This window comes from Streptomyces sp. CNQ329 (assembly GCF_000482585.1).
This window is the reverse complement of record NZ_AXVU01000009.1, coordinates 18,643-44,086: the sequence shown is the minus strand read 5'-3', so window position 1 is coordinate 44,086 and position 25,444 is coordinate 18,643. Positions and strand designations below refer to the sequence as shown.

Below are 25,444 nucleotides of genomic sequence, written 5' to 3'. Positions count from 1 at the left end.
CTCCCCGGCGGCACTGCGCCGCACCCGGCGGTACTGCGCCCGATTCCCCGGCCGCGCTGCGCCCGGCTTCATGGCTGCGCCGCACCCGGCGGCATGGCTGTGCTGCGCCCGGCGGCACGGCACCCCGTCCCCGGCCGCGCTGCGTCTGGCTCCACGCCTGCACCGCACCCGGCGGCATGGCCACACGGCACCGCACCCGAGCCACGCTGCGCCGCACCCGGCGGCACTGCACCGATTCCCCGGCCGCACTGCGCCCGGCCCCCCTGCCGCACCGCGCCCGGCACTACGGCTGCACCGCACCCGGGACCCACAACCCCTCACACCCGCCCAAGGGTATGCGGCTCCTCTGACAACGCCGCCCGCAACGCCGCCACGCCGTCCCCGCGGGCCCAGCCCACCGCCGCGCGCCGCGCGCCGCGGGTGCCCAGGCACTACCGTCGGTCCCATGCGCATCGTCATCGCTGGAGGACACGGTCAGATCGCCCTGCGGCTGGAGCGCCTGCTCTCCGCCCGGGGCGACGAAGTCGCCGGGCTCATCCGCCGCCCGGAACAAGCCGACGACCTTCGCGCCGTCGGTGCCGAACCCGTCGTCTGCGACCTGGAGTCCGCGGATGCCGACGAGGTCGCCCGGCACCTCGAAGGCGCCGACGCCGCGGTGTTCGCCGCCGGTGCCGGACCCGGCAGCGGCGAGGCGCGCAAGGACACCGTCGACCGCGGTGCCGCCGTGCTCTTCGCCGACGCCGCGGAGGCGGCCGGCGTGCGGCGCTTCCTCGTCGTGTCCTCGATGGGCGCCGACCGCGAGCCGCCGCCCGGCGCGGACCCGGTCTTCGCCGCGTACCTGCGCGCGAAGAGGGCCGCGGACGAGGCTGTACGGGCACGCCCCGGCCTGGACTGGACGATCCTGCGCCCCGGCCGGCTGATCAACGACGCGGGCAGCGGTCTGGTCAATCTCGCCGAGCACACGGGCCGTTCGGAGGTCGCTCGCGACGACGTGGCGGCGGTGCTGGTCGCACTGCTCGACGAGCCGCGGACGGCCGGCCTGACACTGGAACTGGTCGGCGGCGGCACCCCGGTGCTGGACGCGGTCGCGGCGGTGGCGCGCACGGACACCGCGTAGCCCCGCGGGCGCGCGCCGCGCATGCCACCGCACAGCCCCGGTCGGGCGCGCCACGCCGACTGCCCCCGGCGGGGGCGGAGGAGCGCGTACGGGGCCGGAGGACCCGGCCGCGTACGGGGGCGGAGGACCCGGAGCCTCACTGCTCCCGCAGCAGCTCCGCCAGCGCCGGGAGCACCTGCGAGGACCAGCCGCCGCCCATGATCCGGTGGGCCCGGCGCTGGAGCGGATCGTCGGGGTCGAAGCCCGTGTGGAGGAGGAAGAGGCGGGTGCCGCGGCCCTCCGGTGCGAGGGTCCAGGTGATCATCCAGTCGGCCGCCGTGCCCGCGGCGCCGGGCTCCGCGTCGGTCCAGCGGACGCGCAGCATCCGCTCTGGTTCGTAGGCGAGGACCTCCTCTGCCACCGTGCCCGAGAAACCGGTCCCGGGGCGGGGGAGCGCCTCCATCGTGGTGCGGTGGCCGACTTCGAGGCGGAAGTCGCCGGGCATCAGCCAGCGGGCGCGCAGCGCGGGCTCGGTGAGGGCCCGCCACACCTTGCGGGGCGGGTGGGGGAGGAAGGCGTCGAGCCGGATCTCGGTGGGGTCGGCGGGCTGGGGGCAGCCGGGTTCGGTCATGATCCTGCACCGCTGTCGCGCGTACGGTCCGCGGACTCCGCGCCGCCCGTACGATGCGCGGCCTTCGCGCTCGCCGTACCGCCCGTACCGCCCGCATCGTCCGTACCGCCCGCATCGTCCGCGCCGCCCGTACGGTCCCCGCCGTCGTCCGCCTCCGGCAGGTCGTCCAGCAGCTCCGCCAGATCCGCCAGCTTCGCCCGCCAGAACCGCTCGTACGGCCCCAGCCAGTCCCGTACCTCCGTCAGCGGCTCCGCCTCCAGGCGGTAGATCCGCTGCCGCCCGGCCCGCTCCTCGCTGACGAGTCCGGCCTCCCGCAGCACCTTCAGATGCTCCGAGAGGCTGGGCCGCCGCATGTCGAAGTGCGCCGCCAACCGCTGGACGGGCTGAGGGCCGTCGTCGCGCAGCAGCCGCAGCACCTCGCGCCGTACGGGACTGGACAGCGCACCGAAGATGCGGTCCTCGCCGCGGGTGTCCTGTGTCGCAGGCACGTACGCCGTCTCCTCTCGCCCGGGGCGTCAGCCCTCCGCGGAGAGCAGGAACCGGTTGCCGTCGGGGTCCTCCAGCGTCGCCTGCCGGCCCCACGGCTGGTCGTCCGGGCCCTCGACCTTAGCGCCAGCGGCGCGCAGAGCCGCGCAGTCACCGTCGAGGTCGGCGCTGACGAGCGCCGTACCGTGCACGCTGCCCGGGGTGAAGCCCTGCTCCGCGGCGGCGAGGACGAAGTGGGTCTGCGCGCCCCCGGGCGCGACGGCGAGCCAGCGGACGGGGCCCATCTGCCGGTCGGCGACGACGTCGAAGCCGAGGGCGTCGGTGTAGAAGGTCTTGGCCCGGTCCTGGTCGGCGACGGGCAGGGTCACGAACTGCGCGTGGGTGATGTTCATGCGCCCGATGATACGTAGGAAATTTCCTACGTATCAAGCCCGGGCGCGGCGGGCGGCTGCGGGCCCGGCGGCCGGGCGTTCTCGTCGCCCTCGTACGCCGCGAGCGCCGCCTGCCGCAGGTCGAACAGCTCGGCCAGATCAGCCGCCCCGATCCGCTCCCGCGTCAGCAGCACGGCCGCCCTCGCCTCCACCGCCGCCCACGCCTGCCGCGACCACTTGTTCGCCAGCCGCCGCCGTTCGCTCCGCAGGAACGCCGCCCCCGCCGCGAACCCCGCCGAGACCAGCGTGCCCAGCGCCGCCGGCACCCGCGCGTCCGCGGACGCCAGCGCGGCGGCGCCGGAGACGGCGGCGAGCAGGGCGGCGGGGAAACCGAGCGCGATGTCGGTCTTCGCCCAGAACTCGGCTCTGCGGTGGGCGAGTTTGCGCTGCCGCGTCGCGTCGTCGCGTAACCGCTCTACCTCGGTGCGCAGCCGGTGTGCCGGCTCGCCCGGTACGGACGGCGGGGTGCCGCCGGTGCTGGTGGCCATAGTCGATTCCAGCACGACGGCCCTCCGCGCGGTGGTGGCCGGGACGACAGTCCTCGGCGCGTACGGTCGTCGGCTTCCGCCAACAGGGCACGCCCGCGGCGGAGTTGGCGGCCCGCCCGGTCCTCCGCTCACCTGTACCGGCGCGTCCCCGCCAGCCACGCGCCCGCCGCCACGGCCAGCACGGCACCCGCCGTCGCCGCCTCCGCCGTGCCCAGCGGCAGCAGCACCCCGCCGAGCAGCGTCCCCAGCCCGATGCCGGTGTAGATCGCGGAGGCGTTGAGCCCGACCACCAGCGCTGTCTCCCGCGGCGCGGCGGTGATGAGCCGGTGCTGCTGCGGCGGGGTCTGGCACCAACTGCTCGCGCCCCACGCCACCATCGCCGCCGCCGTCAGCGGCAGGAACCGCACGCCCGCCGCGGCCGACAGGGCGAGGGTCCCGAGGCCGGCCGCCATCAGCGCGTACCCGGCGGCCAGCACCCGCACCGCGCCGAAGCGGTCCGTGGCCAGTCCGGCGGCGAAGTTGCCGGCGACCGCCCCGGCTCCGTACAGGCACAGCATCCACACCACCCCCGAGGCGCCGACGCCGACGTCCTCCAGGACGGGCACGGTGTACGCGTAGACGGTGTACCCCGCGCCCATGCCGAGCGCCGTGAGCGGCAGCACGGCCGGCACGCCGGGCCGGCGCAGCGCGCGCAGCCGCGCCCGCAGCGGCACCGGCTCCCCGCCGGGCAGCGGCGGCATGACGGCGTGGACCCCGATCGCGCACACCGCGCAGAGCGCGGCGACGAGGCCCAGCGCCGTACGCCAGTCCACCGCCTGCTCGGCGAGCGTGCCCAGGGGTACGCCCAGCGCGGTGGCCATGGTCAGCCCGCCGATGACGACCGCCAGTGCGCGCGCCCGCCGTTCGGGCGGCGCGAGCCCGGCGGCGACGGCGCCGGCGCCGGGCGTGAACGCCGCCGCCCCCGCCGCGGCGAGAACCCGTCCGGCCGTCAGCGCGGCGTAGGTGGGCGCGAGCGCCGAGATGAGGTTGGCGGCGGCGAGGACGAGCAGGGCGCCGACGAGCAGCGTCCGCCGCGGAACGCGGGCGCAGACGGTGGCGAGTACGGGAGAGAGGGCGGCGTACGCCGCGGCGAAGACCGTGACGGACTGCCCGGCGGCGGACTCGGAGACATCGAGCGAGTCGGCCATCGCGGGGAGGAAACCGGCGACGACGAAGGCGTCGGTGCCGACGGCGAAGGTGCCGAGGGCGAGGACGAAGGTGGCGGAGGGCCCGCGCGCATGGGCCGCGGACGCCCGTTCCCCGGATCCGGAGACCGGGATATCTGACATCCCCATTCCTTTCGTGCTTCCCGGACGGGACAGGAGGTAAGCGGTACGGCGTCGGCGGAACGGCGTACGAGGTGGACGGGCCCGCTCAGCCCGCCATGCGGGCGTACTGCCGCCGCGTGCGCTCCGCGCTCGCCTTCGGTGCGGCGGCCATCAGGTCGGCGACGGTCTGCCCCGCCAGCTCCCGCCGCCAGGCCAGCTCCGCACGGCGCATCGCGGTGGCCACCCCGCACGGCCGGTCGAACTCCCGCCCCGCGCCCTGCCCACCGTGCCCCTGCTGCCGGATCTCGGTGCAGACGAACGGTTCGAGCGGCCCCTCCAGCGCGGTCACCACGTCCATGAGCGTGATCCGCTCGGGCGCCCGCGCGAGCGAGAAGCCGCCGCGCGCGCCCGGCGTGGAGTCGAGGATCCCGGCGCGGGCGAGGGCCTGGAGGCGCTTCTTCAGATACTCCTGCGGCAGGTCGAACCAGGCGGCCAGCCTGCGGACGGGCACCGGTCCCGCGTCCCGCAGCCAGGCCAGGGTCAGGCAACTGTGCAGCCCCCACTCGACGCCTTCACCCATGTGCATAAAGGGATACTACCCATCCCGGTTCCTCACCCGCGGCCGCCACCGCCTACGGCCCGCACCCCGGACGGCCTGCCGGGGTCCCGTCCATGGCAACCGCCCTCTGCGGCACGCGAGCCGTGCGCAGCAAGCCACCCCGCGAGCCACCCCGCGAGGAGACGCCTGCCCGGTCAGCGCGGCACGAGCCGGATCGTGGCGTCCTGGGCCTGCGGGGTCACGATGCTGCCGAAGATGTCCGCCGGATAGCGCCCGTACTTCTCCCGGTACGCGGCATCCAGCCTCCCCGTGGCCCCGGCCCCGTCCTCCGCGTCGACGAAGGCGACATCCTTGTCGACCCCACCGGCCCGGATCCGCCCCGCCCGCCGCGTCCGAGTCCCCCGAAACCAGGGCCCCCGCGTCCCCTTCACGGACCGGACGTAGAGGTCGTCCCCGTCGCGTACGACCCATATGGTCACCGGCTCCCGCAGGGAGCCGTCACCGCGCAGGGACTGAAGCTGCAACTCGTCCGCGCTCCCGATCCGGTCCAGCTCGTCAGCCGTCCATGCCGCCATAGCCGATCCTCCGCTCACGTACCCCGAGTGCAGGTGCGTCAGTGCGGAATCTAGGCGAGGGAACCCGCCCCCGCACTCCCACCCGGGCCGATCGGGTACGCCCGGCCTGCCCACGAGGAAGCCCCTCGTCCGGACTGCCCGAGGGCAGCTCAGAGAGGGGCTTCGGATGTGCCGGTGCCGGGATCGGAAGGCGGCACCTAGGCGGTCGCGGTGATGCCTATGGTCTCGCGGACGACCCACATCCACTGGTCGATCCCCACGGCAGCGAGCGTCATGATCACGAGTACGCGGCGGTGCATGTGCTTACGAGCTCCCAGAATTTTCTCTGCCATCAGCGCCCTAGATCAGGAACGCACCGAGGGGACGGTAGTCGAACTCGAGTGCCGCCACAGCGAGAACATCGGATAACCCGGACCCCGGCCCCCATCGTTACCGAAACGACCGCCTGAGGCCGGCCAACGCCCTGCCCGGTCGCAGCACAGAGGCGTCGGCCGTAGGGCTACCCCACCCCTGCCCCACAACGGCCAGTCAGGACCCGAGGCGGCGCGAGACCCACCGGTGCGGTCCGGGCCGAACCGGCCTCGCCGGGGCGGGCATGCGAAAGGGCCCGTGACAGCATCGCGCTGGTCGCGGGCCCTTCTCCATGTGTGGCGGCGCCAGGATTCGAACCTGGGAAGGCTGAGCCGGCAGATTTACAGTCTGCTCCCTTTGGCCACTCGGGCACACCGCCTGGGGATGCCGTCTGGTCCGGCCGCTGGGGCCGCCTGACGACGTCGTCAACCATACCCGATGGCCGGGGGTGGTTCGCCACTCGGTTGTGGGGCTCGTGGGTCGGGTGGGGTGGCTAGGCTGGGGCACGGCCCCGGGGAGCGGGGTGCGGTATCAGGGACCAGTGCACGAGGAGCGCAGCGAAGATGGCCGACTCCAGTTTCGACATCGTCTCGAAGGTCGATCGGCAGGAGGTCGACAACGCTCTCAACCAGGCCGCCAAGGAGATCGCGCAGCGGTACGACTTCAAGGGCGTCGGCGCCTCCATCGCCTGGTCCGGGGAGCGGATCGAGATCCGGGCCAACGCCGAGGAGCGGGCCAGGGCGGTGCTGGACATCTTCCAGTCCAAGCTGGTCAAGCGCGGGATCTCGCTGAAGGCCCTGGAGTCGGGTGAGCCGCAGGCGTCGGGGAAGGAGTACAAGCTGTACTCCACCATCAAGGAGGGCATCGCCCAGGACGACGCCAAGAAGCTGGCGAAGATCATCCGTGATGAGGGGCCCAAGGGGGTCAAGGCGCAGGTGCAGGGGGACGAGCTGCGGGTGACCTCCAAGAGCCGGGACTCGCTGCAGGAGGTCATCTCCGTGATCAAGGGCAAGGACCTCGACTTCGCCGTGCAGTTCGTCAACTACCGGTAGGCGGGTCAGGGTTCCAGGTAGCGCAGGATCGCCAGGACCCTGCGGCTGTAGCCCTCCGTGCGGCCCAGGTCGAGCTTGTCGAAGATCGCGTTGACGTGTTTTTCCACCGCGCTCTGCGAGACGTGCAGCCGTGCCGCGATGGCCGCGTTGGTGTGGCCCTGGGCCATGCGGTCCAGGACCTCGCGTTCGCGGGGGGTGAGGCGGTCCAGCGGGTCCGTGCGGGTGGTGTGGGTCAGGAGGCGGCGTACGACCTCGGGGTCGAGGGCTGTGCCTCCTGTGGCGACGCGGTCCAGGGCGTCGAGGAACTCGTCGACCTGGACCACGCGGTCCTTCAGCAGGTAGCCGACCCCGCCCGTGCTGCCGGTGACCAACTCCGCCGCGTAGCGCCGCTCGACGTACTGCGAGAGCACCAGCACCCCCGTCTCCGGCCACCGTTCGCGGATCTCCAGGGCGGCGCGCAGGCCGTCGTCGGAGTGGCCCGGCGGCATGCGGACGTCGACGACCGCGGCGTCCGGGGGGTCGGCGGCGACCGCGGCGAGCAGGGCCGGGGCGTCGCCGACGGCGGCGGTGACGTCGTGGCCCTCGTCGGTGAGGAGGCGGGCCAGGCCCTCGCGGAGCAGCGTCGAGTCGTCGGCCAGCACTACGCGCACGGCAGCTCCGCGGTGACGGTGGTGGGCCCGCCGGGCGGGCTGGAGACGGTGAGCCGGCCGTCGAGGGCGGCGACGCGGCGGGCGAGGCCCAGGAGGCCGCCGCCCGCGGGGTTCGCGCCGCCCGTGCCGTCGTCCTCGATGCTCACGCGCGCCATCGTCGCATCCCGCGTCAGCCGCACGGTCACCAGCGTGGCGGACGAGTGCTTGATCGCGTTCGTGACCGCCTCGGAGACCGTGAAGTACGCGACCGTACGCACCGCCTCGGGCAGCGCCCCGGCGAGCGCGTAGTCGATGCGTACGGGCAGCTCCGAGCGCTCCGCCAGCGCCTCCAGCGCCGCGCGCAGGCCCGCGTCGTCCAGTGCCGCCGGGTAGACGTGCCAGGCGACCTCGCGCAGGTCCGTGAGCGCCAGTTGTGACTGCTCGTGCGCCTGGCGCAGCAGCTCCCGCGCCTTCTCCGGGTCGGCGGTCCCGGTGCGCCGGGCGCGGCCCAGGAGCATGCCGAGGACGACGAGGCGCTGCTGTACGCCGTCGTGGAGGTCGCGTTCGATGCGGCGGCGCTCGTCGTGGACGGCGGCCACGATGCCGGCGCGGGTGGCGGCGAGTTCGCCGATGCGGCGCTGAAGGAGGTCGGAAGGGCTGGGGCCGAGGAAGCGGTGGGCGAGGTGGTTGTCGAGGGCGGCCACACCGTCCACGCCCTGGACGGACAGGAAGAGAAGGAACAGGCCGGCGAAGCCGGAGGCGAGCATCACGAAGGGGTTCGCGTCCCTCGCCACGAACCAGATCCACACCAGCGTCGAGCCGTATCCCGCGCCGATCAGCGCCGTCATCAGCACCGCGCCGCCCAGCACGCCGACGCCCCAGCGCAGCGCGAGGTACTGCAGCGCGCGAGGGGTGGCCCGGGGCGGGGCGAGTTCGCTGCCGTAGAAGTACGTCATGCGCGTGCGCTCGGCCGCCGCGAGCCGGGCCGCGGCCTCGTACGGCAGGCGGGCCGCGCGCGGGCTGCCGCCGGCGGCGGCCTGCCACGGCCAGGTGGCGAGGAGCCATATGCCGCACAGGGCGACGAGCGGCAGCTCGGCGAGGGCGGTGAGGCCGCCGGTGAGGACCCCGGCCGCGGTGCGCAGGCGGCGGAGCAGGATCGGACGCATGAGGCCCTTCACGCTAGCCGCGGGCGGGGGAGGGGTGCACTGCGGCTTTCCTCACGAAGACCGGAGTGCGGTTCAACGCAGCCCCGGTGGTGGGGTTTTCCGTACGTATCTGGATGGGACCCCGGATTCCGGTTGCCGGACCCGCCCCGTAACGTCATCGCCATGATCGGAATCGCTGCCGGAGAGGCGCCCAGCGGCGGCGTCGCGGGGTGGGCCGCCGGGCTCATGGAGGATCTCGGGGCACCGGGGGCGGGGCTGGCCATCGCGCTGGAGAACCTGTTCCCGCCGCTGCCCAGCGAGGTCATCCTGCCGCTCGCCGGCTTCACGGCCCACCAGGGCGGGCTGAACCTGGTGGCCGTGCTCGTCTGGACCACCGTCGGCTCCGTCGTCGGCGCCCTCGCGCTGTACTGGGTCGGCTCCCTCCTCGGCCGCGAGCGGACCATCGCGCTGGCGGCGAAGCTTCCGCTGCTCAAGGTGCGCGACATCGAGCGTACGGAGGCGTGGTTCAACCGGCACGGCACGAAGGCGGTGTTCTTCGGCCGCATGATCCCGATCTTCCGCAGCCTCATATCGGTGCCCGCGGGCGTCGAACGGATGCCGGTGCCGGTCTTCGTCGGCCTCACGGCGGCGGGAAGCGCCCTGTGGAACACGGTGTTCGTGCTCGCGGGCTACGGGCTGGGCTCGCGCTGGCACGAGATCAGCGACCTGGTCGGCGTGTACTCCAAGGTGGTCCTGGGCGTGGTGGCCCTGGCGGTTGCGGCGTTCCTGGCCGTACGGGCCGTCACCGCCGGCCGCGGCCGGCACCGGGCGCCGCGCCGGAGCGCGTAGCGCGCGGCCCGCCGGTCCGGCGCCCCGGCCCTACGACGGGTCGCTCCCGCCCAGGTGCCGCTCGTACGCCGCCGGCGTCTCCACGCACGTCCGGCGCTCACCGGCCGTCAGCGGCTCCAGCGCCGCCCGCCTCGACGACCACTTCGCCTACGGGAGCGCACGCTGCTCCCCGCCCTCGGCGTCCCGGCACCGCCTCCGCGCCCTGTCACCCCCGGCCCGTAACCTTGGCACCGTGCAGGTACGCCACGACGCCCCCCTCGCCCCGCTGACCACCCTCCGCCTCGGCGGCCCCGCCGACCGGCTGGTCACCGCCACGACCGACGCCGAGGTGGTCGACGCCGTGCGCGCGGCCGATGCCGCCGGGACGCCGCTCCTCGTCGTCGGCGGGGGCAGCAACCTCGTCGTCGCCGACGCCGGTTTCCCCGGCACCGCCCTGCGCATCGCCACCGAAGGCTTCGACCTCGACGGCACCGCGCTCGAACTCGCCGCCGGCGAGAACTGGTCGGATGCGGTCGCCCGCACCGTCGACGCCGGCCTCGCCGGCGTCGAATGCCTCGCCGGCATCCCCGGCTCGGCCGGGGCCACGCCGATCCAGAACGTCGGGGCGTACGGCCAGGAGGTCGCGGAGACGATCACCGAGGTCGTTGCGTACGACCGTACCGCCGGCGAGACCGTCACCCTCCCCGGCGCCGACTGCGGCTTCTCGTACCGGCACAGCCGCTTCAAGGCCGACCCTTCCCGCTTCGTCGTCCTGCGCGTCCGCTTCCGGCTCGCCGACGAGGGCGGGCTGTCCGCGCCCATCCGGTACGGGGAGGCGGCGCGCATGCTCGGCATCGAGCCCGGCGAGCGGGTGCCGGCCGTCCAGGCGCGCGACGTCGTGCTGAAGCTCCGCGCCGGCAAGGGCATGGTGCTCGACCCGGAGGACCACGACACATGGTCGGCCGGCTCGTTCTTCACCAATCCGATCCTCGGCGACGAGGCCCACGCCGCCTTCCTCGACCGCGTCGCCCGCCGCCTCGGGCCGGACACGCATCCGCCGGCGTTCCCGGCGGGGGAGGGGCTGACGAAGACGTCCGCGGCCTGGCTCATCGACCGCGCCGGCTTCACCCGCGGTTACGGCACGGGCCCGGCCCGTATCTCCACCAAGCACACCCTGGCCCTGACCAACCGCGGCTCGGCGACCACCGAGGACCTGCTCGCGCTCGCCCGCGAGGTGCGCGACGGCGTGCGGGACGCCTTCGGCGTCACCCTGGTCAACGAGCCGGTGACCGTCGGCGTCAGCCTCTGACGCGGGCCGGTGCGCGGCCCGGGGCCGCCGGCGCGTGCCTCCGGCGGCGGTACGCGCCCTCTCACCCCCGCGCCGACCCCAGCCCCACCGTCCGCCCCCGCGCCGCCGGGTCGTCCAGCAGGTCGAGCACGGCCCGCGCCAGATCCGCGCGCGCCAGGGTCCCCGTGCCGGGGACGTTGCCGCCGACCCGGCGCCGGTAGCGGCCCTTGCCCCGCCGGTTCGTCAGCTTGCCCGGCCGCAGCACCGTCCAGTCGAGCCCGCTGTGCGCCAGCTCCGACTCCATCGCGGCGGCCTCCGCGTACACGTCCTTGAACACCGCCCGCAGCACCGGCGACACCGCACGCCCCAGCACCCCCTCGTCCGGCGGCAGCGGCCCGACCGGCGCCGAGCTGACGACGAGCAGCCGCCGTACGCCCGCCGCCCGCGCGGCCCGGACCAGGGCGTGCGCCGTCGCGCCGAGGCGGCCCGGGGGCCGGCCGGCGCTCTCCAGGAAGGGGCAGAACAGCAGCGCGTCGCGGCCTCTGACGACCGGCCCGAGGGCCGCGGGGTCGGTCACGTCCTCGACGGTCGTCACCGTCAGCCGCCCGCCCCCACCGCCCTGTCCGGCGGCCCGGCGCGAGCCCTCCGCCTCGCCGTCGCGCCCCCTGCCGCCCCGTGCGGCGCGCGCCCCGGCCGCCGCACCCGGCCCGGCGGCCATGCTCCGCGCTCCCTTGCGCACCACCGCCGTCACCTCGTGACCGGCGGCCAGCGCGTGCCGGACGACCTCCCGGCCGGTGCCGCCGGACGCGCCTAAGACCGTGAGCTTCATCGTCCCTCCTGTGAGTGGGTGCTCACCCACCCCCTGTTAGGGTGAGTGAATGCCCACCTCGCCGTCAAGACCGGCCCCGGAGCGCATCATCGACGCCGCGGAGCGGCTCATCCGCACCGCCGGGTTCGTGCACGCGACCACCAAGGAGATCGCGCGGGAGGCGGGCTGCTCGGAGGCGCTGCTCTACAAGCACTTCGTCAACAAGGAGGACATCTTCCTCCGCGTCCTCTTCGAGCGGATGCCGGGCCTCGGCGCGCTGCTCACCGAGCTGGACGGCGACCCGGGCCGGGGGCGCAGCGTCGAGGAGTGCCTGCGCGCCGTCGCCGACCGGGCCATGGACTTCTACCAGGAGATCCTGCCCATGACGGGCGCGCTGCTGGCCGAGCCGGGCCTGCTCGCGCGGTTCGCCGAAGGGCTCGCGGCGGTCGGGCGCAAGGGGCCGTCCGAGGCGGCCGACGCGCTCGCCGGCTACCTGGTACGGGAGCGCGAGTGCGGCCGTATCCGCGCCGACGCGGACACCCGGGCCGCGGCGGCGATGCTCCTCGGCGCGTGCTTCCAGCGCGCGTTCTTCGTGGCCTTCGGCGGTCCCGCGGCGGTTCAGCCGGCGGACGACTTCGCCGCGGCGCTGTCGCGCACGGTCTGGGCGGCGCTCACCCCGCCGCCCGCGGCGCCCCCGCCCGCCGTCTGACGGCCGCCCACCGGCTCTCCCGCCAGCCAGTCGTCCACCCGGGCCAGCAGCCCCCGCCGCACGTCCTCCGGCGCCACCGAGGCCCGTACCGACTGCCGCGCCAGCTCCGCCAGCTCCTCGTCCGTGAAGCCGTGGTACGTACGCGCCAGCTCGTACTGCGCCGCCAGCCGTGACCCGAACAGCAGCGGGTCGTCCGCCCCCAGCGCCATCGGCACCCCCGCGTCCCACAGCGTGCGCAGCGGCACGTCCTCCGGCCGCTCGTACACCCCCAGGGCGACGTTCGACGACGGGCACACCTCGCAGGTCACCCCCGCCGCCGCCAGCCGCGACAGCAGCCGCGGGTCCTCGGCGGCCCGGATGCCGTGCCCGATACGGCTCGCGTCCAGGTCGTCCAGGCAGTCGCGGACGCTCGTCGGCCCGGCCAGCTCGCCGCCGTGCGGGGCGGCCAGCAGGCCGCCGTCGCGGGCGATGGCGAAGGCGCGGTCGAAGTCGCGGGCGAAGCCGCGGCGCTCGTCGTTGGAGAGCCCGAAGCCGATGACGCCGCGATCGGCGTAGCGCACGGCGAGACGGGCGAGGGTACGGGCGTCGAGCGGGTGCTTCATCCGGTTCGCGGCGACCAGCACGCGCATCCCGAGGCCGGTCTCCCGGGACGTGGTCTCGACCGCGTCGAGGATGATCTCCAGCGCCGGGATCAGCCCGCCGAGACGCGGCGCGTACGACGTGGGGTCGACCTGGATCTCCAGCCACCCCGAGCCGTCCGCGAGGTCCTCCTCCGCGGCCTCGCGGACCAGCCGCTGGATGTCCTCGGCCGAGCGCAGGCAGGAGCGGGCCAGGTCGTACAGCCGCTGGAAGCGGAACCAGCCGCGCTCGTCGGTCGCACGCAGCTTCGGGGGCTCGCCGCCGCTCAGCGCCTCGGGCAGGTGCACACCGTACTTGGCGGCCAGCTCGATCAGCGTGCCGGAGCGCATGGAGCCGGTGAAGTGCAGGTGCAGATGCGCCTTCGGCAGGCGGCGTACGTCTCGGGCGACGGGGCGGTGGTCGTGCTCCATGGAGAGATCTTGCCGCATCCGCGGGGGCCGGCGACACCGACTCCAACGAACGAGGGCTTGCCCGGACGGTTGTCCGGGCAGGCCCCGCCCGCGCACGTCTGCGGTTACTTCGCCTCCGCCAGCAGCTTCTGCAGCCGGGAGATGCCCTCGACCAGGTCCTCGTCCCCCAGCGCGTACGACAGCCGCAGATACCCCGGGGTCCCGAACGCCTCCCCCGGCACCACGGCCACCTCGGCCTCCTCCAGGATCACCTCGGCCAGCTCCACCGAGTTCGCCGGGCGCCGGCCGCGGATCTCCTTGCCGAGCAGCCCCTTCACCGACGGGTACGCGTAGAACGCGCCCTCCGGCTCCGGGCACTCCACGCCCTCGATCTCGTTCAGCATCCGCACGATCGTCCTGCGCCGCCGGTCGAACGCCTCGCGCATCTTCGCCACCGCGTCCAGGCCGCCGGAGACGGCCGCGAGGGCGGCGGCCTGAGCAACGTTGGAGACGTTGGACGTGGCGTGCGACTGCAGGTTCGCCGCGGCCTTGATCACGTCCTTCGGGCCGATGGCCCAGCCGACCCGCCAGCCGGTCATCGCGTACGTCTTGGCCACGCCGTTGACCACGATGCACTTGTCCCGCAGCTCCGGCACGACCACCGGCAGCGAGTGGAACTCGGCGGCCCCGTACACCAGGTGCTCGTAGATCTCGTCGGTCAGCACCCACAGCCCGTGCTCCGCCGCCCAGCGGCCGATCGCCTCGACCTGCTCGCGGGTGTAGACCGCGCCGGTCGGGTTGGACGGGGAGACGAAGAGCAGCACCTTCGTGCGCGGGGTGCGGGCGGCTTCGAGCTGCTCGACGGAGACCCGGTAGCCCGTGGTCTCGTCGGCGACGACGTCGACGGGCACGCCGCCGGCCAGCCGGATCGACTCGGGGTAGGTCGTCCAGTACGGCGCCGGGACGATGACCTCGTCGCCCGGGTCGAGCAGGGCGGCGAACGACTCGTAGATCGCCTGCTTGCCGCCGTTGGTGACGAGCACCTGGGCCGGCTCCACCTCGTAACCCGAGTCGCGCGCGGTCTTCGCGGCGATGGCGGCCTTCAGCTCGGGCAGCCCGCCGGCGGGCGTGTAGCGGTGGTACGTCGGGTTGGTGCACGCTGCGATCGCGGCCTCGACGATGTAGTCGGGCGTCGGGAAGTCGGGCTCGCCTGCACCGAAGCCGATCACCGGCCGGCCGGCCGCCTTCAGGGCCTTGGCCTTGGCGTCCACGGCGAGCGTCGCGGACTCGGAGATGGCGCCGACGCGGGCCGATACCCGGCGTTCGGTCGGGGACTGGGACGCGGTGTTTGCAGCGGTCATGACGCCCATCGTTCCAGACGGGCGGGGGGCCGGGCACATGGGTTGCACGGCTCGTACGGGGGGCGCGCGGCGTACTCGTTCGACGCCGGGGCGTGAAACACGTACACTCAACCACCGTGCCAGCCCCGGTGCAGATCTTGCACGCGCTCGTGAAGCCCCTGCAGGAATGCGTTAGGTTGGGATGACACAAAGGGTCGTAGCTCAATTGGTAGAGCACTGGTCTCCAAAACCAGCGGTTGGGGGTTCAAGTCCCTCCGGCCCTGCTAGGCGCATCCCCTCAGGGGATGCGTACGCAGTTCACAGCAGCCCCGCCGTGCGGCTCCACAGGGCGCGGCAGGCCAACGAACCGGGATCCAGGTGAGGACGAGTGACGGAAGCCTCCACCGCGACGCCTGACCGCCCCGAAGGCGACGCGCGACCCGCTCGCCGCGGCGGCAAGCGCGGCCGGAAGGGCCCGTTCGCCCGCCTGGCGCTCTTCTACCGCCAGATCGTCGCGGAGCTGCGCAAGGTCGTCTGGCCGACGCGGAACCAGCTCACGACGTACACGACCGTGGTGATCATCTTCGTGGTGGTCATGATCGGCATCGTGACGGTGATCGACTTCGGGTTCACCGAACTCATGCAGTACGTCTTCGGCTGACCGATTCGCGTACGCCGCCCCGTAAGGTACGTAAGGTAGGCGACTGCATGTGCACATCCCCTTTTGAGCCAGGAAGAAGCAGCTACCGTGTCTGACCCGAACCTGAACGACGCAGTCGCGACCGACGAGGTCGCCGGCGCTGCGCAGGCCGAGCCTGCCGAGCAGGTGGAGGCGGCCGAGACGGCGGGGGTGGGGGCCGGACCCGAAGACGCCGAGGACGCCGCGGCCGAGGCCGAGGACGCTGAGGCGGCCGACGAGAGCGCCGCCGACGAGGCGGAGGACGCCGGCGAGGCGGAGGAGTCCGCCGAGGCCGGCGACGAGACGGACGCGGACGAGAAGCCCGACGAGGCGGACGAGACCGCCGAGGCGGCCGAGGAGGCCGTCGACCCCGTCGAGGCGCTGCGCCAGGAGCTGCGCGGCCTGCCCGGCGAGTGGTACGTGATCCACACCTACGCGGGCTACGAGAAGCGGGTCAAGTCCAACCTCGAACAGCGCGCCGTCTCCCTGAACGTCGAGGACTTCATCTACCAGGCCGAGGTGCCCGAGGAAGAAGTCGTCCAGATCAAGAACGGCGAGCGCAGGAACGTCCGGCAGAACAAGCTCCCGGGCTACGTCCTGGTGCGGATGGACCTGACCAACGAGTCGTGGGGCGTCGTGCGCAACACCCCGGGCGTCACCGGCTTCGTCGGCAACGCCTACGACCCGTACCCGCTGACGCTCGACGAGATCGTCCGCATGCTCGCCCCGGAGGCCGAGGAGAAGGCCGCCCGCGAGGCCGCGGAGGCCGAGGGCAAGCCGGCGCCGTCCCGCAAGGTCGAGGTGCAGGTGCTCGACTTCGCCGTGGGCGACTCGGTCACCGTCACCGACGGCCCCTTCGCGACGCTGCAGGCGACGATCAACGAGATCAACGCCGACTCGAAGAAGGTCAAGGGCCTGGTGGAGATCTTCGGCCGGGAGACCCCGGTCGAGCTGAGCTTCGACCAGATCCAGAAGAACGACTGAGGGCACCCCGCCCCACCCGCTTCCGACCAGGTCAGAGGGCTTCGCAGCCGCTCTGACCTGCTCGGTTTCAGGACTCGTACCCGATACGGCTATCGTGGTGCGGTATGCCTCCATCCGGATGATCGGCCGGATCGAGGCGCAAACCTCTCATTCAAGGACCCGGAGAGACATGCCTCCCAAGAAGAAGAAGGTCACGGGGCTGATCAAGCTCCAGATCCAGGCCGGTGCCGCGAACCCGGCTCCGCCGGTCGGCCCCGCGCTGGGCCAGCACGGCGTGAACATCATGGAGTTCTGCAAGGCGTACAACGCCGCGACCGAGTCGCAGCGCGGCTGGGTCATCCCGGTGGAGATCACGGTCTACGAGGACCGTTCGTTCACCTTCATCACCAAGACGCCGCCGGCCGCGAAGATGATCCTCAAGGCCGCGGGCGTCGAGAAGGGCTCCGGCGAGCCGCACAAGACCAAGGTCGCGAAGATCACCCGCGACCAGGTCCGCGAGATCGCCACCACCAAGATGGCCGACCTCAACGCCAACGACCTGGACGCCGCCGAGAAGATCATCGCCGGCACCGCCCGCTCCATGGGCGTCACGGTCGAGGGCTGAGCGGCCCGCGGCGCCCCGAGCGACCGCAGCACCCCTGTGGCAGGGCCACGCGCCGGCCCGGACCACGACTCCGTACCGACACATCAGGAGCAGCAGTGAAGCGCAGCAAGGCACTCCGCAGCGGCGACGCCAAGGTCGACCGCACGCGGCAGTACGCACCTCTTGAGGCCGTCCGCCTCGCCAAGGAGACGTCCACGACGAAGTTCGAGGGCACCGTCGAGGTCGCCATGCGCCTGGGCATCGACCCGCGCAAGGCCGACCAGATGGTCCGCGGCACCGTGAACCTCCCGCACGGCACCGGCAAGACCGCCCGGGTCCTGGTCTTCGCGACCGGTGACCGTGCAGCGGCCGCGGAGGCCGCGGGCGCCGACATCGTCGGCGCCGACGAGCTGATCGAGGAGGTGCAGAAGGGCCGCCTCGACTTCGACGCGGTCGTCGCCACCCCCGACCTCATGGGCAAGGTCGGCCGCCTCGGCCGGGTCCTCGGCCCGCGCGGTCTGATGCCGAACCCGAAGACCGGCACGGTCACGCCCGATGTGGCGAAGGCCGTCACCGAGATCAAGGGCGGCAAGATCGAGTTCCGCACCGACAAGCACTCCAACCTCCACTTCATCATCGGCAAGACCTCGTTCGACGAGCGTCAGCTCGTGGAGAACTACAGCGCGGCGCTGGAAGAGGTGCTGCGGCTCAAGCCGTCGGCGGCCAAGGGCCGTTACATCAAGAAGGCCACGATCAGCACGACGATGGGCCCCGGCATCCCGGTGGACCCCGCGCGTACGCGCAACCTGCTGACGGAGGACGCCGCGGTCTGACGGGCGCCCGCCTGTTCGACGAGTACGCATCATCTGTCACGGCCCTGCAACGGGTCGGATCCGGAACGCCCATGGGGCGACGGGTCCGGCCCGTTTCTGGTGTTCACTGGCCGTACGGGCAGAACGCCTGCCCGAGAGTTCGACCATCACGAGGGGGCGGGGATTCCCATGCACACGACCGTGAAGCGCGCAACTGTCTCGCTGGGGGCGGCGCTGCTGCTCGCGTTCGCGGCGGCCTGCGGGTCCGACTCCGGCGGCGGTGAGGGCGGTTCGGGCGACGGCGGCAGCGGCGGCGGCGGTGGCGGGGCGATCCGGGGGGCGCAGGCCGCGCTGCAGGCGATCGACGAGAAGACCACGGGTGCGGAGTCGTCGAAGTTCGAGAGCACCATGGTCATGGGCGACGCGATGACCACCGAGAACGAGGGCGAACTCGACTGGGCCGACGGCGCGATCGGCACCGCGACGGTGAAGTACACCGACGGCCAGATGGCTTCCTCGATCCAGATGATGGACGACGACGGCACGCTGGACGCCCGCTACCTGCCGGACGCCTATTACGCGGGCGTCGAGGGCGCGTTCCAGACGCAGTACCCGGACAAGAAGTGGATCCGCTACGACTACGACGACCTGTCGGAGTTCATGGGCCCGTCCGGGGACTACATGAAGGACCAGATGCAGAACAGCACCCCGGGGCAGGCCGTGAAGCTGCTGCTGGCCTCCGAGGACGTCGAGGAGGTCGGCCAGGAGGAGGTGCGCGGCGTACAGACCACGCACTACTCCGGCACCGTGGACGTCTCCGACCTGGCGCGTGCGTCGTCCAAGACGCTGAGCGAGCAGCAGCTCTCGGACCTGGAGGACCAGCTCGAGGCGTCCGGCGTCACCACGCAGACCGTCGACATCTGGGTGGACGAGAACGACCTCATGATCAAGCGTGAGGAGTCCGGGGAGATGAAGGGCGGCGAGTTCAGCACCACCGTCTACTACTCGGACTACGGCGTCGACGTGAACGTCGAGGAGCCCTCGGCGGCGGAGAGCATCGACTTCACCGAAATCCAGTAACGGCGGGCGGACTTGCCCGATCCGCTAGCGTGTCCCCCTCCACGGTTCCGGGACACGCGTGCCCGGAGGGAAAGGATGACCATGCGCTCGACGTTCGTACGGGGCGGTGCCGCCCTCGGTGCGGCCGCCCTCGCCCTGACCGCCTTCACCGCCTGCGGCGACGACGAGAAAGACGGCAAGGCGGACGGCGGGAAGGGCAAGAACGCCGGTCAGCCGGTCGATGTCAGCCCCGCCGCCGCCGTCCGCAAGGCCACGGAGAAGGCGGAGAAGTTCACCTCCCTCGAATACCGGATGGCCGGCGAGGTCCCCGGTGAGGGCTCCCTGGAGGGCACCGGGGCGATCAGCACCGACCCGCCGGCCGTACAGATGAAGCTGAAGACGGACGGGGGGACCGCCGCCGAGAGCGGCGAGGTGGAGATCCGTCTCGTCGACGACGCCATGTACATGAACGCCGGTCCCGAGGCCGCCGCCGAGATGGACGGCAGGACCTGGCTGAAGATCGGCATGTCCGAGGGCGAGGCGGGCGAGGGCGAGAACCCGCTGCTGGAGCTGAAGGAGGCGGGCGACAACCCCGCCGAGGAAGCCCAGATGATGAACGCGGCCGAGGACCTGGAGAAGGTCGGTGAGGAGAAGATCGAGGGGGTGCGGACCACCCGCTACACCGGCACCGTCACCCTCGACGACCTCCGCGCGGACCTGAAGGGCAAGGACGCGGAGACCAGGAAGGACCGCCAGGAGAAGATCGACGAGATGGCGGAGCAGGGCTTCGACGAGTTCACCATGGACATGTGGATCGACGGCGAGGACCGCACCAAGCAGTTCCGCATGCGGGCCGAGACGAAGGAGGGTCCGCTGGACACCACCATGACCTTCCTCAGCTACAACGAGCCCGTCACGGTCCAGGCCCCGCCGGCGTCCGAGACCGCGGACATGGACGCCATGATGCAGGACGCGGAGGGCGGCGGGAGCGGCGCGTAGCGCCGGACCCGACGTCGCGTACGGCCCGGCCGTCCCGGGGGGCGATTTGCCCGCGGGACGGCCGCTGCCGTACGCTTCCCCTTCGTAGCCAAAGACCGCTGGCCGCTGCCGTACGCCCGCAGGGAGTGCGGTGGCCGAAGGTTCCGCGTATGTCGCGGACGGCCCGCGCAGGTGAATGAGGAAGACCCTCCCGCCGGGCCGTGAGCCCGTGCGGTCGAGTCACGCCCCGTGCGCCTGCGCCGGGGCGTTTGCCGTGTGCGAGGGCCTCGTGCATCCGAAGGGCGGTCTCATCACCCGGAAGGAGGCTGAGGCTCATGGCGACGCCGGACAAGGTCGCGGCCGTCAAGGAGATCGCGGACAAGCTGCGCGGCTCCAACGCGGCTGTCGTGACCGCGTACACCGGACTGAGCGTGGCGCAGCTCAAGGATCTGCGCCGTTCTCTCGGCGAGAACGCACAGTACCGAGTGGTGAAGAACACGCTGACCAAGATCGCGGCGAAGGAGGCCGGGCTCGAGCAGCTCGACGAGCACCTCCAGGGCTCGACCGCTGTCGCCTTCGTGACCGGTGACCCGGTCGAGGCGGCCAAGGGGCTGCGGAACTTCGCCAAGGACAACCCCGCGCTGGTCATCAAGGGCGGTGTCCTCGACGGCAAGGCCCTGAGCGCCGCGGAGATCAACAAGCTTGCGGACCTCGAGTCCCGCGAGGTGCTGCTCGCCAAGCTGGCCGGTGGCATGAAGGCGTCCATGGCGAAGGCCGCGGCGACCTTCCAGGCCCCGCTCACGAAGTTCGTCCGCACCGCGGACGCGCTGCGCGACAAGGTCGAGCAGGGCGGTGCCGGTACGCCGGCTCCCGCCGACGCCGCGGAGTAGCGACCCCGCTCTCCGTGGCTTGGGGGGCACCGCGAACGCCCGCCGCATCACGCATCAGCACACCGGCACCAGCCGACTTAGTGGAAGGACCGCCACCATGGCGAAGCTCAGCCAGGAAGACCTGCTTGCGCAGTTCGAGGAGATGACCCTTCTCGAGCTCTCCGACTTCGTGAAGAAGTTCGAGGAGAAGTTCGACGTCGAGGCCGCCGCGCCGGCCGCCGTCGTCGCCGCCCCGGGTGGTGGCGGCGCCGCCCCCGAGGCCGCCGAGGAGAAGGACGAGTTCGACGTCGTCCTCACCGGCGCCGGCGAGAAGAAGATCCAGGTCATCAAGGTCGTGCGCGAGCTGACCTCGCTCGGCCTGAAGGAGGCCAAGGAGCTGGTCGACGGCACGCCGAAGCCGGTTCTGGAGAAGGTCAACAAGGAGGCCGCGGACAAGGCCAAGGAGTCCCTTGAGGGCGCCGGTGCCTCCGTCGAGGTCAAGTGACCCCGTCCCGGCCGGTCGGGGCGCTGTGAGCCCGGCCCGCCGGGGCTGACGGCCCCTGTGCCGCCATCGAGGGCGATCACCCATCCGGGTGGTCGCCCTCGCTGCGTTGCCGGGCCCCCCGGCCGGAGCGCTTGCCCCGCGGGCACCGGCGGGTATGGTGATCTTCACCGGCGCGGGCGGCCGACGTGATCTCCCTGGGGCAGGGGGGCCTTGACGAACGGCCAGAGGCGCGCGATTCTCAGGTCGTCACATCTCAGGTCGTCACATCGGTCCGTACTCCGAGGCATGGATCGGTGACTGAGTGGGAATGGCTTCAAGCGCGAAGGCATCCGGTATTCGGCATAACTTCAGGGGAGGCCCCACGCGAGGCGGGCGCTCCTCAGGCAGGGAGAGATCGAAGATTTGCTGGTCTCCAGCCGCCGCTGGACATCAGTGTGGCGAGTCGCTACACTGACCCTTTGCGCTGCCTGTTAACTGCCCCCTGCCCGTCACCAGGGGTCTGTCCAGAGCTCGTACGATCTTGAGAGACACGCTTTGACCTGGGCGTTCTCCTCTCCGTGTGGGTTTTGGGACCGGTACGCGCGTAGTGAGTCCGAGCCCTCGGAAGGACCCCTCTTGGCCGCCTCGCGCACCGCCTCGACCGCTAGTACGAACAACGGCGCCAGCACCGCCCCGCTGCGCATCTCTTTCGCGAAGATCAAGGAACCCCTCGAGGTTCCGAACCTTCTTGCGCTCCAGACCGAGAGCTTCGACTGGCTCCTCGGCAACGACGCCTGGAAGGCTCGTGTCGAGGAGGCCCTGGATCATGGACAGGACGTCCCCACCAAGTCCGGTCTCGAGGAGATCTTCGAGGAGATCTCCCCGATCGAGGACTTCTCCGGGTCGATGTCGCTGACCTTCCGCGACCACCGCTTCGAGCCCCCGAAGAACTCCATCGACGAGTGCAAGGAGCGCGACTTCACGTACGCCGCGCCCCTCTTCGTCACCGCCGAGTTCACCAACAACGAGACCGGCGAGATCAAGTCCCAGACGGTCTTCATGGGCGACTTCCCGCTCATGACCGACAAGGGCACCTTCGTGATCAACGGCACCGAGCGTGTCGTGGTCTCGCAGCTCGTCCGGTCCCCGGGCGTCTACTTCGACTCCTCCATCGACAAGACCTCCGACAAGGACATCTTCTCCGTCAAGGTCATCCCCTCCCGGGGCGCCTGGCTGGAGATGGAGATCGACAAGCGCGACATGGTCGGTGTGCGCATCGACCGCAAGCGCAAGCAGTCGGTCACCGTGCTGCTCAAGGCGCTCGGCTGGACGAACGAGCAGATCCTGGAGGAGTTCGGCGAGTACGAGTCCATGCGCGCCACCCTGGAGAAGGACCACACCCAGGGCCAGGACGACGCGCTGCTCGACATCTACCGCAAGCTGCGTCCGGGCGAGCCGCCGACCAAGGAGGCCGCGCAGACGCTGCTGGAGAACCTGTACTTCAACCCCAAGCGCTACGACCTCGCCAAGGTCGGCCGCTACAAGATCAACAAGAAGCTGGGCGCCGCCGCGCCGCTCGACGCGGGCACCCTGACGGTCGAGGACATCATCGCCTCGATCAAGTACCTGGTGAAGCTGCACGCCGGCGAGGTCGAGACCGTCGGGGACAACGGCCAGTCCGTGGTCGTCGAGACCGACGACATCGACCACTTCGGCAACCGCCGCATCCGCAACGTCGGCGAGCTGATCCAGAACCAGGTGCGCACGGGCCTCGCCCGTATGGAGCGCGTCGTGCGCGAGCGCATGACGACCCAGGACGTCGAGGCGATCACGCCGCAGACCCTGATCAACATCCGGCCGGTCGTCGCCTCCATCAAGGAGTTCTTCGGCACCAGCCAGCTCTCGCAGTTCATGGACCAGACGAACCCGCTGTCCGGTCTGACCCACAAGCGCCGGCTCAACGCGCTCGGCCCCGGCGGTCTGTCCCGTGAGCGGGCCGGCTTCGAGGTCCGTGACGTGCACCCGTCGCACTACGGCCGCATGTGTCCCATCGAGACGCCGGAAGGCCCGAACATCGGCCTGATCGGCTCGCTCGCCTCGTACGGCCGGGTCAACGCGTTCGGCTTCATCGAGACCCCGTACCGCAAGGTCGTCGACGGCGTCGTCACCGACGAGGTGCACTACCTGACGGCCGACGAGGAGGACCGCTTCGTCATCGCGCAGGCCAACGCGCCGCTGACGAACGACCTGCACTTCGCCGAGAACCGCGTCCTGGTCCGCCGCCGCGGCGGCGAGATCGACTACATCCCCGGCGACGACGTCGACTACATGGACGTCTCGCCGCGCCAGATGGTGTCGGTCGCGACCGCGATGATCCCCTTCCTGGAGCACGACGACGCCAACCGCGCGCTCATGGGCTCGAACATGATGCGCCAGGCCGTGCCGCTGATCAGGGCCGAGGCCCCGCTCGTCGGCACCGGCATGGAGTACCGCTGCGCGGTCGACGCCGGCGACGTCATCAAGGCCGAGAAGGACGGCGTGGTCCAGGAGGTCTCCGCGGACTACGTCACCGTCACCAACGACGACGGCACCTACACCACGTACCGCGTCAACAAGTTCCACCGCTCCAACCAGGGCACCTCCTTCAACCAGAAGGTGCTCGTGGACGAGGGCTCCCGCGTCATCGAGGGCCAGGTGCTCGCCGACGGCCCCTCGACCGACGAGGGCGAGATGGCGCTCGGCAAGAACCTCCTGGTGGCGTTCATGCCCTGGGAGGGCCACAACTACGAGGACGCCATCATCCTCAGCCAGCGCCTCGTGCAGGACGACGTCCTGTCCTCGATCCACATCGAGGAGCACGAGGTCGACGCCCGCGACACCAAGCTGGGCCCCGAGGAGATCACCCGGGACATCCCGAACGTCTCCGAGGAGGTGCTCGCCGATCTCGACGAGCGCGGCATCATCCGCATCGGTGCCGAGGTCGTCGCCGGCGACATCCTGGTCGGCAAGGTCACGCCCAAGGGCGAGACCGAGCTGACCCCGGAGGAGCGGCTGCTGCGCGCGATCTTCGGCGAGAAGGCCCGCGAGGTCCGTGACACGTCCCTGAAGGTCCCGCACGGCGAGACCGGCCGCGTCATCGGCGTCCGCGTCTTCGACCGCGAGGAGGGCGACGAACTGCCGCCCGGCGTGAACCAGCTCGTCCGCGTCTACGTCGCCCAGAAGCGCAAGATCACCGACGGTGACAAGCTCGCCGGCCGGCACGGCAACAAGGGCGTCATCGCCAAGATCCTGCCGATCGAGGACATGCCGTTCATGGAGGACGGCCACCCGGTCGACATCATCCTCAACCCGCTCGGCGTGCCCTCCCGGATGAACCCGGGCCAGGTGCTGGAAATCCACCTGGGCTGGCTCGCCGCCCAGGGCTGGGACGTCTCCGGTATCAAGGAGGAGTGGGCCGAGCGCCTGCAGGGCATCGGCGCCGACCAGGTCGCCTCCGGCACGAACGTCGCGACGCCGGTCTTCGACGGCGCCCGCGAGGACGAGCTGGCCGGCCTGATCCAGAACACGCTGCCCAACCGCGACGGCGACCGCATGGTGCAGCCGTCCGGCAAGGCACAGCTCTTCGACGGCCGCTCCGGCGAGCCGTTCCCGGAGCCGATCTCCGTCGGCTACATGTACATCCTCAAGCTGCACCACCTCGTGGACGACAAGCTCCACGCCCGGTCCACCGGCCCGTACTCGATGATCACCCAGCAGCCGCTGGGCGGTAAGGCGCAGTTCGGCGGCCAGCGGTTCGGCGAGATGGAGGTGTGGGCCCTGGAGGCGTACGGCGCCGCCTACGCGCTGCAGGAACTGCTCACCATCAAGTCGGACGACGTGACCGGCCGCGTGAAGGTCTACGAGGCCATCGTCAAGGGCGAGAACATCCCCGAACCGGGCATCCCCGAGTCGTTCAAGGTGCTCATCAAGGAGATGCAGTCTCTGTGCCTGAACGTGGAGGTCCTCTCCTCCGACGGCATGTCCATCGAGATGCGCGACACGGACGAGGACGTCTTCCGTGCCGCGGAAGAGCTTGGCATCGACCTGTCCCGGCGTGAGCCGAGCAGCGTCGAAGAGGTCTGACGGGTCGGGGAGCGGCCTCCTGCGAAGCCGCTCCCTCCCCCTCGGCCCTGGCGGGCCCGGGGTGGCACCCCCACCGCGACCCGCGATCAGACCATTGACACACGACCCTGAGAGGGATTGACG

Annotated in this window: 26 protein-coding genes and 2 tRNA genes; 15 read left to right on the top strand and 13 right to left on the bottom strand. The window is 71.9% G+C overall.

The window, feature by feature from the left end; genetic code table 11:
• Positions 1–445 precede the first annotated feature (445 nt).
• Positions 446–1,117, top strand: coding sequence for an SDR family oxidoreductase (locus I003_RS0108295; protein WP_027771099.1), 672 nt, complete (start codon positions 446–448; stop codon positions 1,115–1,117).
• A gap of 136 nt (positions 1,118–1,253) precedes the next feature.
• Here I003_RS0108295 and I003_RS0108290 read toward each other — a convergent pair whose 3' ends face one another.
• The 8 genes from I003_RS0108290 to I003_RS0108250 all read right to left on the bottom strand — a co-directional run bounded on the left by I003_RS0108290 (position 1,254) and on the right by I003_RS0108250 (position 6,303).
• Positions 1,254–1,727: an SRPBCC family protein gene (locus I003_RS0108290; protein ID WP_027771098.1), complete on the bottom strand. Its 474-nt coding sequence runs from the start codon at positions 1,725–1,727 to the stop codon at positions 1,254–1,256.
• A complete protein-coding gene (locus tag I003_RS31730) occupies positions 1,724–2,215 on the bottom strand; it encodes an ArsR/SmtB family transcription factor (RefSeq protein WP_486584138.1) in 492 nt (163 codons plus the stop codon). The genes I003_RS0108290 and I003_RS31730 overlap by 4 nt, the downstream gene beginning before the upstream one ends.
• 27 nt (positions 2,216–2,242) lie before the next feature.
• Positions 2,243–2,605, bottom strand: a complete 363-nt coding sequence (locus I003_RS0108280) for a VOC family protein (RefSeq protein ID WP_027771097.1) — start codon at positions 2,603–2,605, stop codon at positions 2,243–2,245.
• Between the two features lie 26 nt (positions 2,606–2,631).
• On the bottom strand, positions 2,632–3,147 hold the full coding sequence (locus I003_RS0108275) for a hypothetical protein (protein ID WP_486584137.1): 516 nt from the start codon (positions 3,145–3,147) through the stop codon (positions 2,632–2,634).
• A 113-nt stretch (positions 3,148–3,260) separates the two neighbouring features.
• Positions 3,261–4,460, bottom strand: a complete 1,200-nt coding sequence (locus I003_RS0108270; protein WP_027771095.1) for an MFS transporter — start codon at positions 4,458–4,460, stop codon at positions 3,261–3,263.
• A gap of 85 nt (positions 4,461–4,545) precedes the next feature.
• Positions 4,546–5,025 (bottom strand): RrF2 family transcriptional regulator, encoded by a 480-nt coding sequence (locus I003_RS0108265; RefSeq protein ID WP_027771094.1) that lies wholly within the window; start codon positions 5,023–5,025, stop codon positions 4,546–4,548.
• 167 nt (positions 5,026–5,192) lie between these two features.
• On the bottom strand, positions 5,193–5,573 hold the full coding sequence (locus tag I003_RS0108260; protein ID WP_027771093.1) for a DUF2255 family protein: 381 nt from the start codon (positions 5,571–5,573) through the stop codon (positions 5,193–5,195).
• Positions 5,574–6,221: 648 nt separating this feature from the next.
• Positions 6,222–6,303, bottom strand: a tRNA-Tyr gene (locus I003_RS0108250).
• A 184-nt stretch (positions 6,304–6,487) separates the two neighbouring features.
• On the opposite strand from I003_RS0108250, the gene I003_RS0108245 reads away from it, so the two are divergent.
• A complete protein-coding gene (locus I003_RS0108245; RefSeq protein WP_027771092.1) occupies positions 6,488–6,976 on the top strand; it encodes a YajQ family cyclic di-GMP-binding protein in 489 nt (162 codons plus the stop codon).
• Positions 6,977–6,981: 5 nt separating this feature from the next.
• Here the strand turns inward: I003_RS0108245 and I003_RS0108240 are convergent, their stop codons facing one another.
• Both I003_RS0108240 and I003_RS0108235 read right to left on the bottom strand, forming a co-directional pair.
• A complete protein-coding gene (locus I003_RS0108240; protein ID WP_199784252.1) occupies positions 6,982–7,617 on the bottom strand; it encodes a response regulator transcription factor in 636 nt (211 codons plus the stop codon).
• The gene (locus tag I003_RS0108235; protein ID WP_027771090.1) at positions 7,617–8,771 is read right to left on the bottom strand and encodes a sensor histidine kinase; all 1,155 of its coding nucleotides are present in this window, start codon (positions 8,769–8,771) and stop codon (positions 7,617–7,619) included. The genes I003_RS0108240 and I003_RS0108235 overlap by 1 nt, the downstream gene beginning before the upstream one ends.
• Positions 8,772–8,996: 225 nt before the next feature.
• Here I003_RS0108235 and I003_RS0108230 point away from each other — a divergent pair, with 225 nt between their 5' ends.
• Complete coding sequence (locus I003_RS0108230; RefSeq protein WP_027771089.1) at positions 8,997–9,599, top strand: DedA family protein; 603 nt, start codon at positions 8,997–8,999, stop codon at positions 9,597–9,599.
• A gap of 232 nt (positions 9,600–9,831) precedes the next feature.
• Positions 9,832–10,887: a UDP-N-acetylmuramate dehydrogenase gene (locus tag I003_RS0108225; protein ID WP_027771088.1), complete on the top strand. Its 1,056-nt coding sequence runs from the start codon at positions 9,832–9,834 to the stop codon at positions 10,885–10,887.
• Between the two features lie 61 nt (positions 10,888–10,948).
• Here I003_RS0108225 and I003_RS0108220 read toward each other — a convergent pair whose 3' ends face one another.
• Positions 10,949–11,695, bottom strand: coding sequence for an SDR family oxidoreductase (locus I003_RS0108220; RefSeq protein WP_027771087.1), 747 nt, complete (start codon positions 11,693–11,695; stop codon positions 10,949–10,951).
• A gap of 49 nt (positions 11,696–11,744) precedes the next feature.
• On the opposite strand from I003_RS0108220, the gene I003_RS0108215 reads away from it, so the two are divergent.
• Positions 11,745–12,383 carry a TetR/AcrR family transcriptional regulator gene (locus I003_RS0108215; protein WP_027771086.1) on the top strand — a complete coding sequence of 213 codons (639 nt, stop codon included), beginning with the start codon at positions 11,745–11,747 and terminating at the stop codon, positions 12,381–12,383.
• On the opposite strand, the gene I003_RS0108210 is transcribed toward I003_RS0108215, so the two are convergent.
• Together I003_RS0108210 and I003_RS0108205 are read right to left on the bottom strand one after the other, a co-directional pair.
• Entirely contained in the window at positions 12,293–13,432 is a 1,140-nt protein-coding gene (locus I003_RS0108210; RefSeq protein ID WP_027771085.1) for an adenosine deaminase, read from the bottom strand. The genes I003_RS0108215 and I003_RS0108210 overlap by 91 nt on opposite strands.
• Positions 13,433–13,536: 104 nt before the next feature.
• A complete protein-coding gene (locus I003_RS0108205) occupies positions 13,537–14,772 on the bottom strand; it encodes a pyridoxal phosphate-dependent aminotransferase (RefSeq protein WP_027771084.1) in 1,236 nt (411 codons plus the stop codon).
• Positions 14,773–14,962: 190 nt separating this feature from the next.
• Between I003_RS0108205 and I003_RS0108200 the strand changes: the two genes are divergently transcribed.
• The 10 genes from I003_RS0108200 to rpoB all read left to right on the top strand — a co-directional run bounded on the left by I003_RS0108200 (position 14,963) and on the right by rpoB (position 25,321).
• Positions 14,963–15,035, top strand: a tRNA-Trp gene (locus tag I003_RS0108200).
• 104 nt (positions 15,036–15,139) lie between these two features.
• Complete coding sequence (gene secE / locus I003_RS0108195) at positions 15,140–15,412, top strand: preprotein translocase subunit SecE (protein ID WP_027771083.1); 273 nt, start codon at positions 15,140–15,142, stop codon at positions 15,410–15,412.
• 87 nt (positions 15,413–15,499) lie between these two features.
• Complete coding sequence (nusG, locus tag I003_RS0108190) at positions 15,500–16,414, top strand: transcription termination/antitermination protein NusG (RefSeq protein WP_027771082.1); 915 nt, start codon at positions 15,500–15,502, stop codon at positions 16,412–16,414.
• A 169-nt stretch (positions 16,415–16,583) separates the two neighbouring features.
• Entirely contained in the window at positions 16,584–17,018 is a 435-nt protein-coding gene (gene rplK, locus I003_RS0108185) for a 50S ribosomal protein L11 (RefSeq protein ID WP_018834878.1), read from the top strand.
• 95 nt (positions 17,019–17,113) lie between these two features.
• Positions 17,114–17,830 carry a 50S ribosomal protein L1 gene (gene rplA / locus I003_RS0108180; RefSeq protein ID WP_027771081.1) on the top strand — a complete coding sequence of 239 codons (717 nt, stop codon included), beginning with the start codon at positions 17,114–17,116 and terminating at the stop codon, positions 17,828–17,830.
• A 180-nt stretch (positions 17,831–18,010) separates the two neighbouring features.
• Positions 18,011–18,889: an SCO4651 family lipoprotein gene (locus I003_RS0108175; protein ID WP_486584136.1), complete on the top strand. Its 879-nt coding sequence runs from the start codon at positions 18,011–18,013 to the stop codon at positions 18,887–18,889.
• A gap of 81 nt (positions 18,890–18,970) precedes the next feature.
• Positions 18,971–19,867, top strand: coding sequence for an SCO4651 family lipoprotein (locus tag I003_RS0108170; protein WP_486584135.1), 897 nt, complete (start codon positions 18,971–18,973; stop codon positions 19,865–19,867).
• Positions 19,868–20,181: 314 nt separating this feature from the next.
• Positions 20,182–20,736, top strand: a complete 555-nt coding sequence (gene rplJ / locus I003_RS0108165) for a 50S ribosomal protein L10 (protein WP_027771078.1) — start codon at positions 20,182–20,184, stop codon at positions 20,734–20,736.
• A 97-nt stretch (positions 20,737–20,833) separates the two neighbouring features.
• Complete coding sequence (gene rplL / locus I003_RS0108160) at positions 20,834–21,220, top strand: 50S ribosomal protein L7/L12 (protein WP_027771077.1); 387 nt, start codon at positions 20,834–20,836, stop codon at positions 21,218–21,220.
• Positions 21,221–21,835: 615 nt separating this feature from the next.
• Positions 21,836–25,321, top strand: a complete 3,486-nt coding sequence (gene rpoB, locus I003_RS0108155) for a DNA-directed RNA polymerase subunit beta (RefSeq protein ID WP_027771076.1) — start codon at positions 21,836–21,838, stop codon at positions 25,319–25,321.
• The last annotated feature ends 123 nt before the right edge of the window (positions 25,322–25,444 follow it).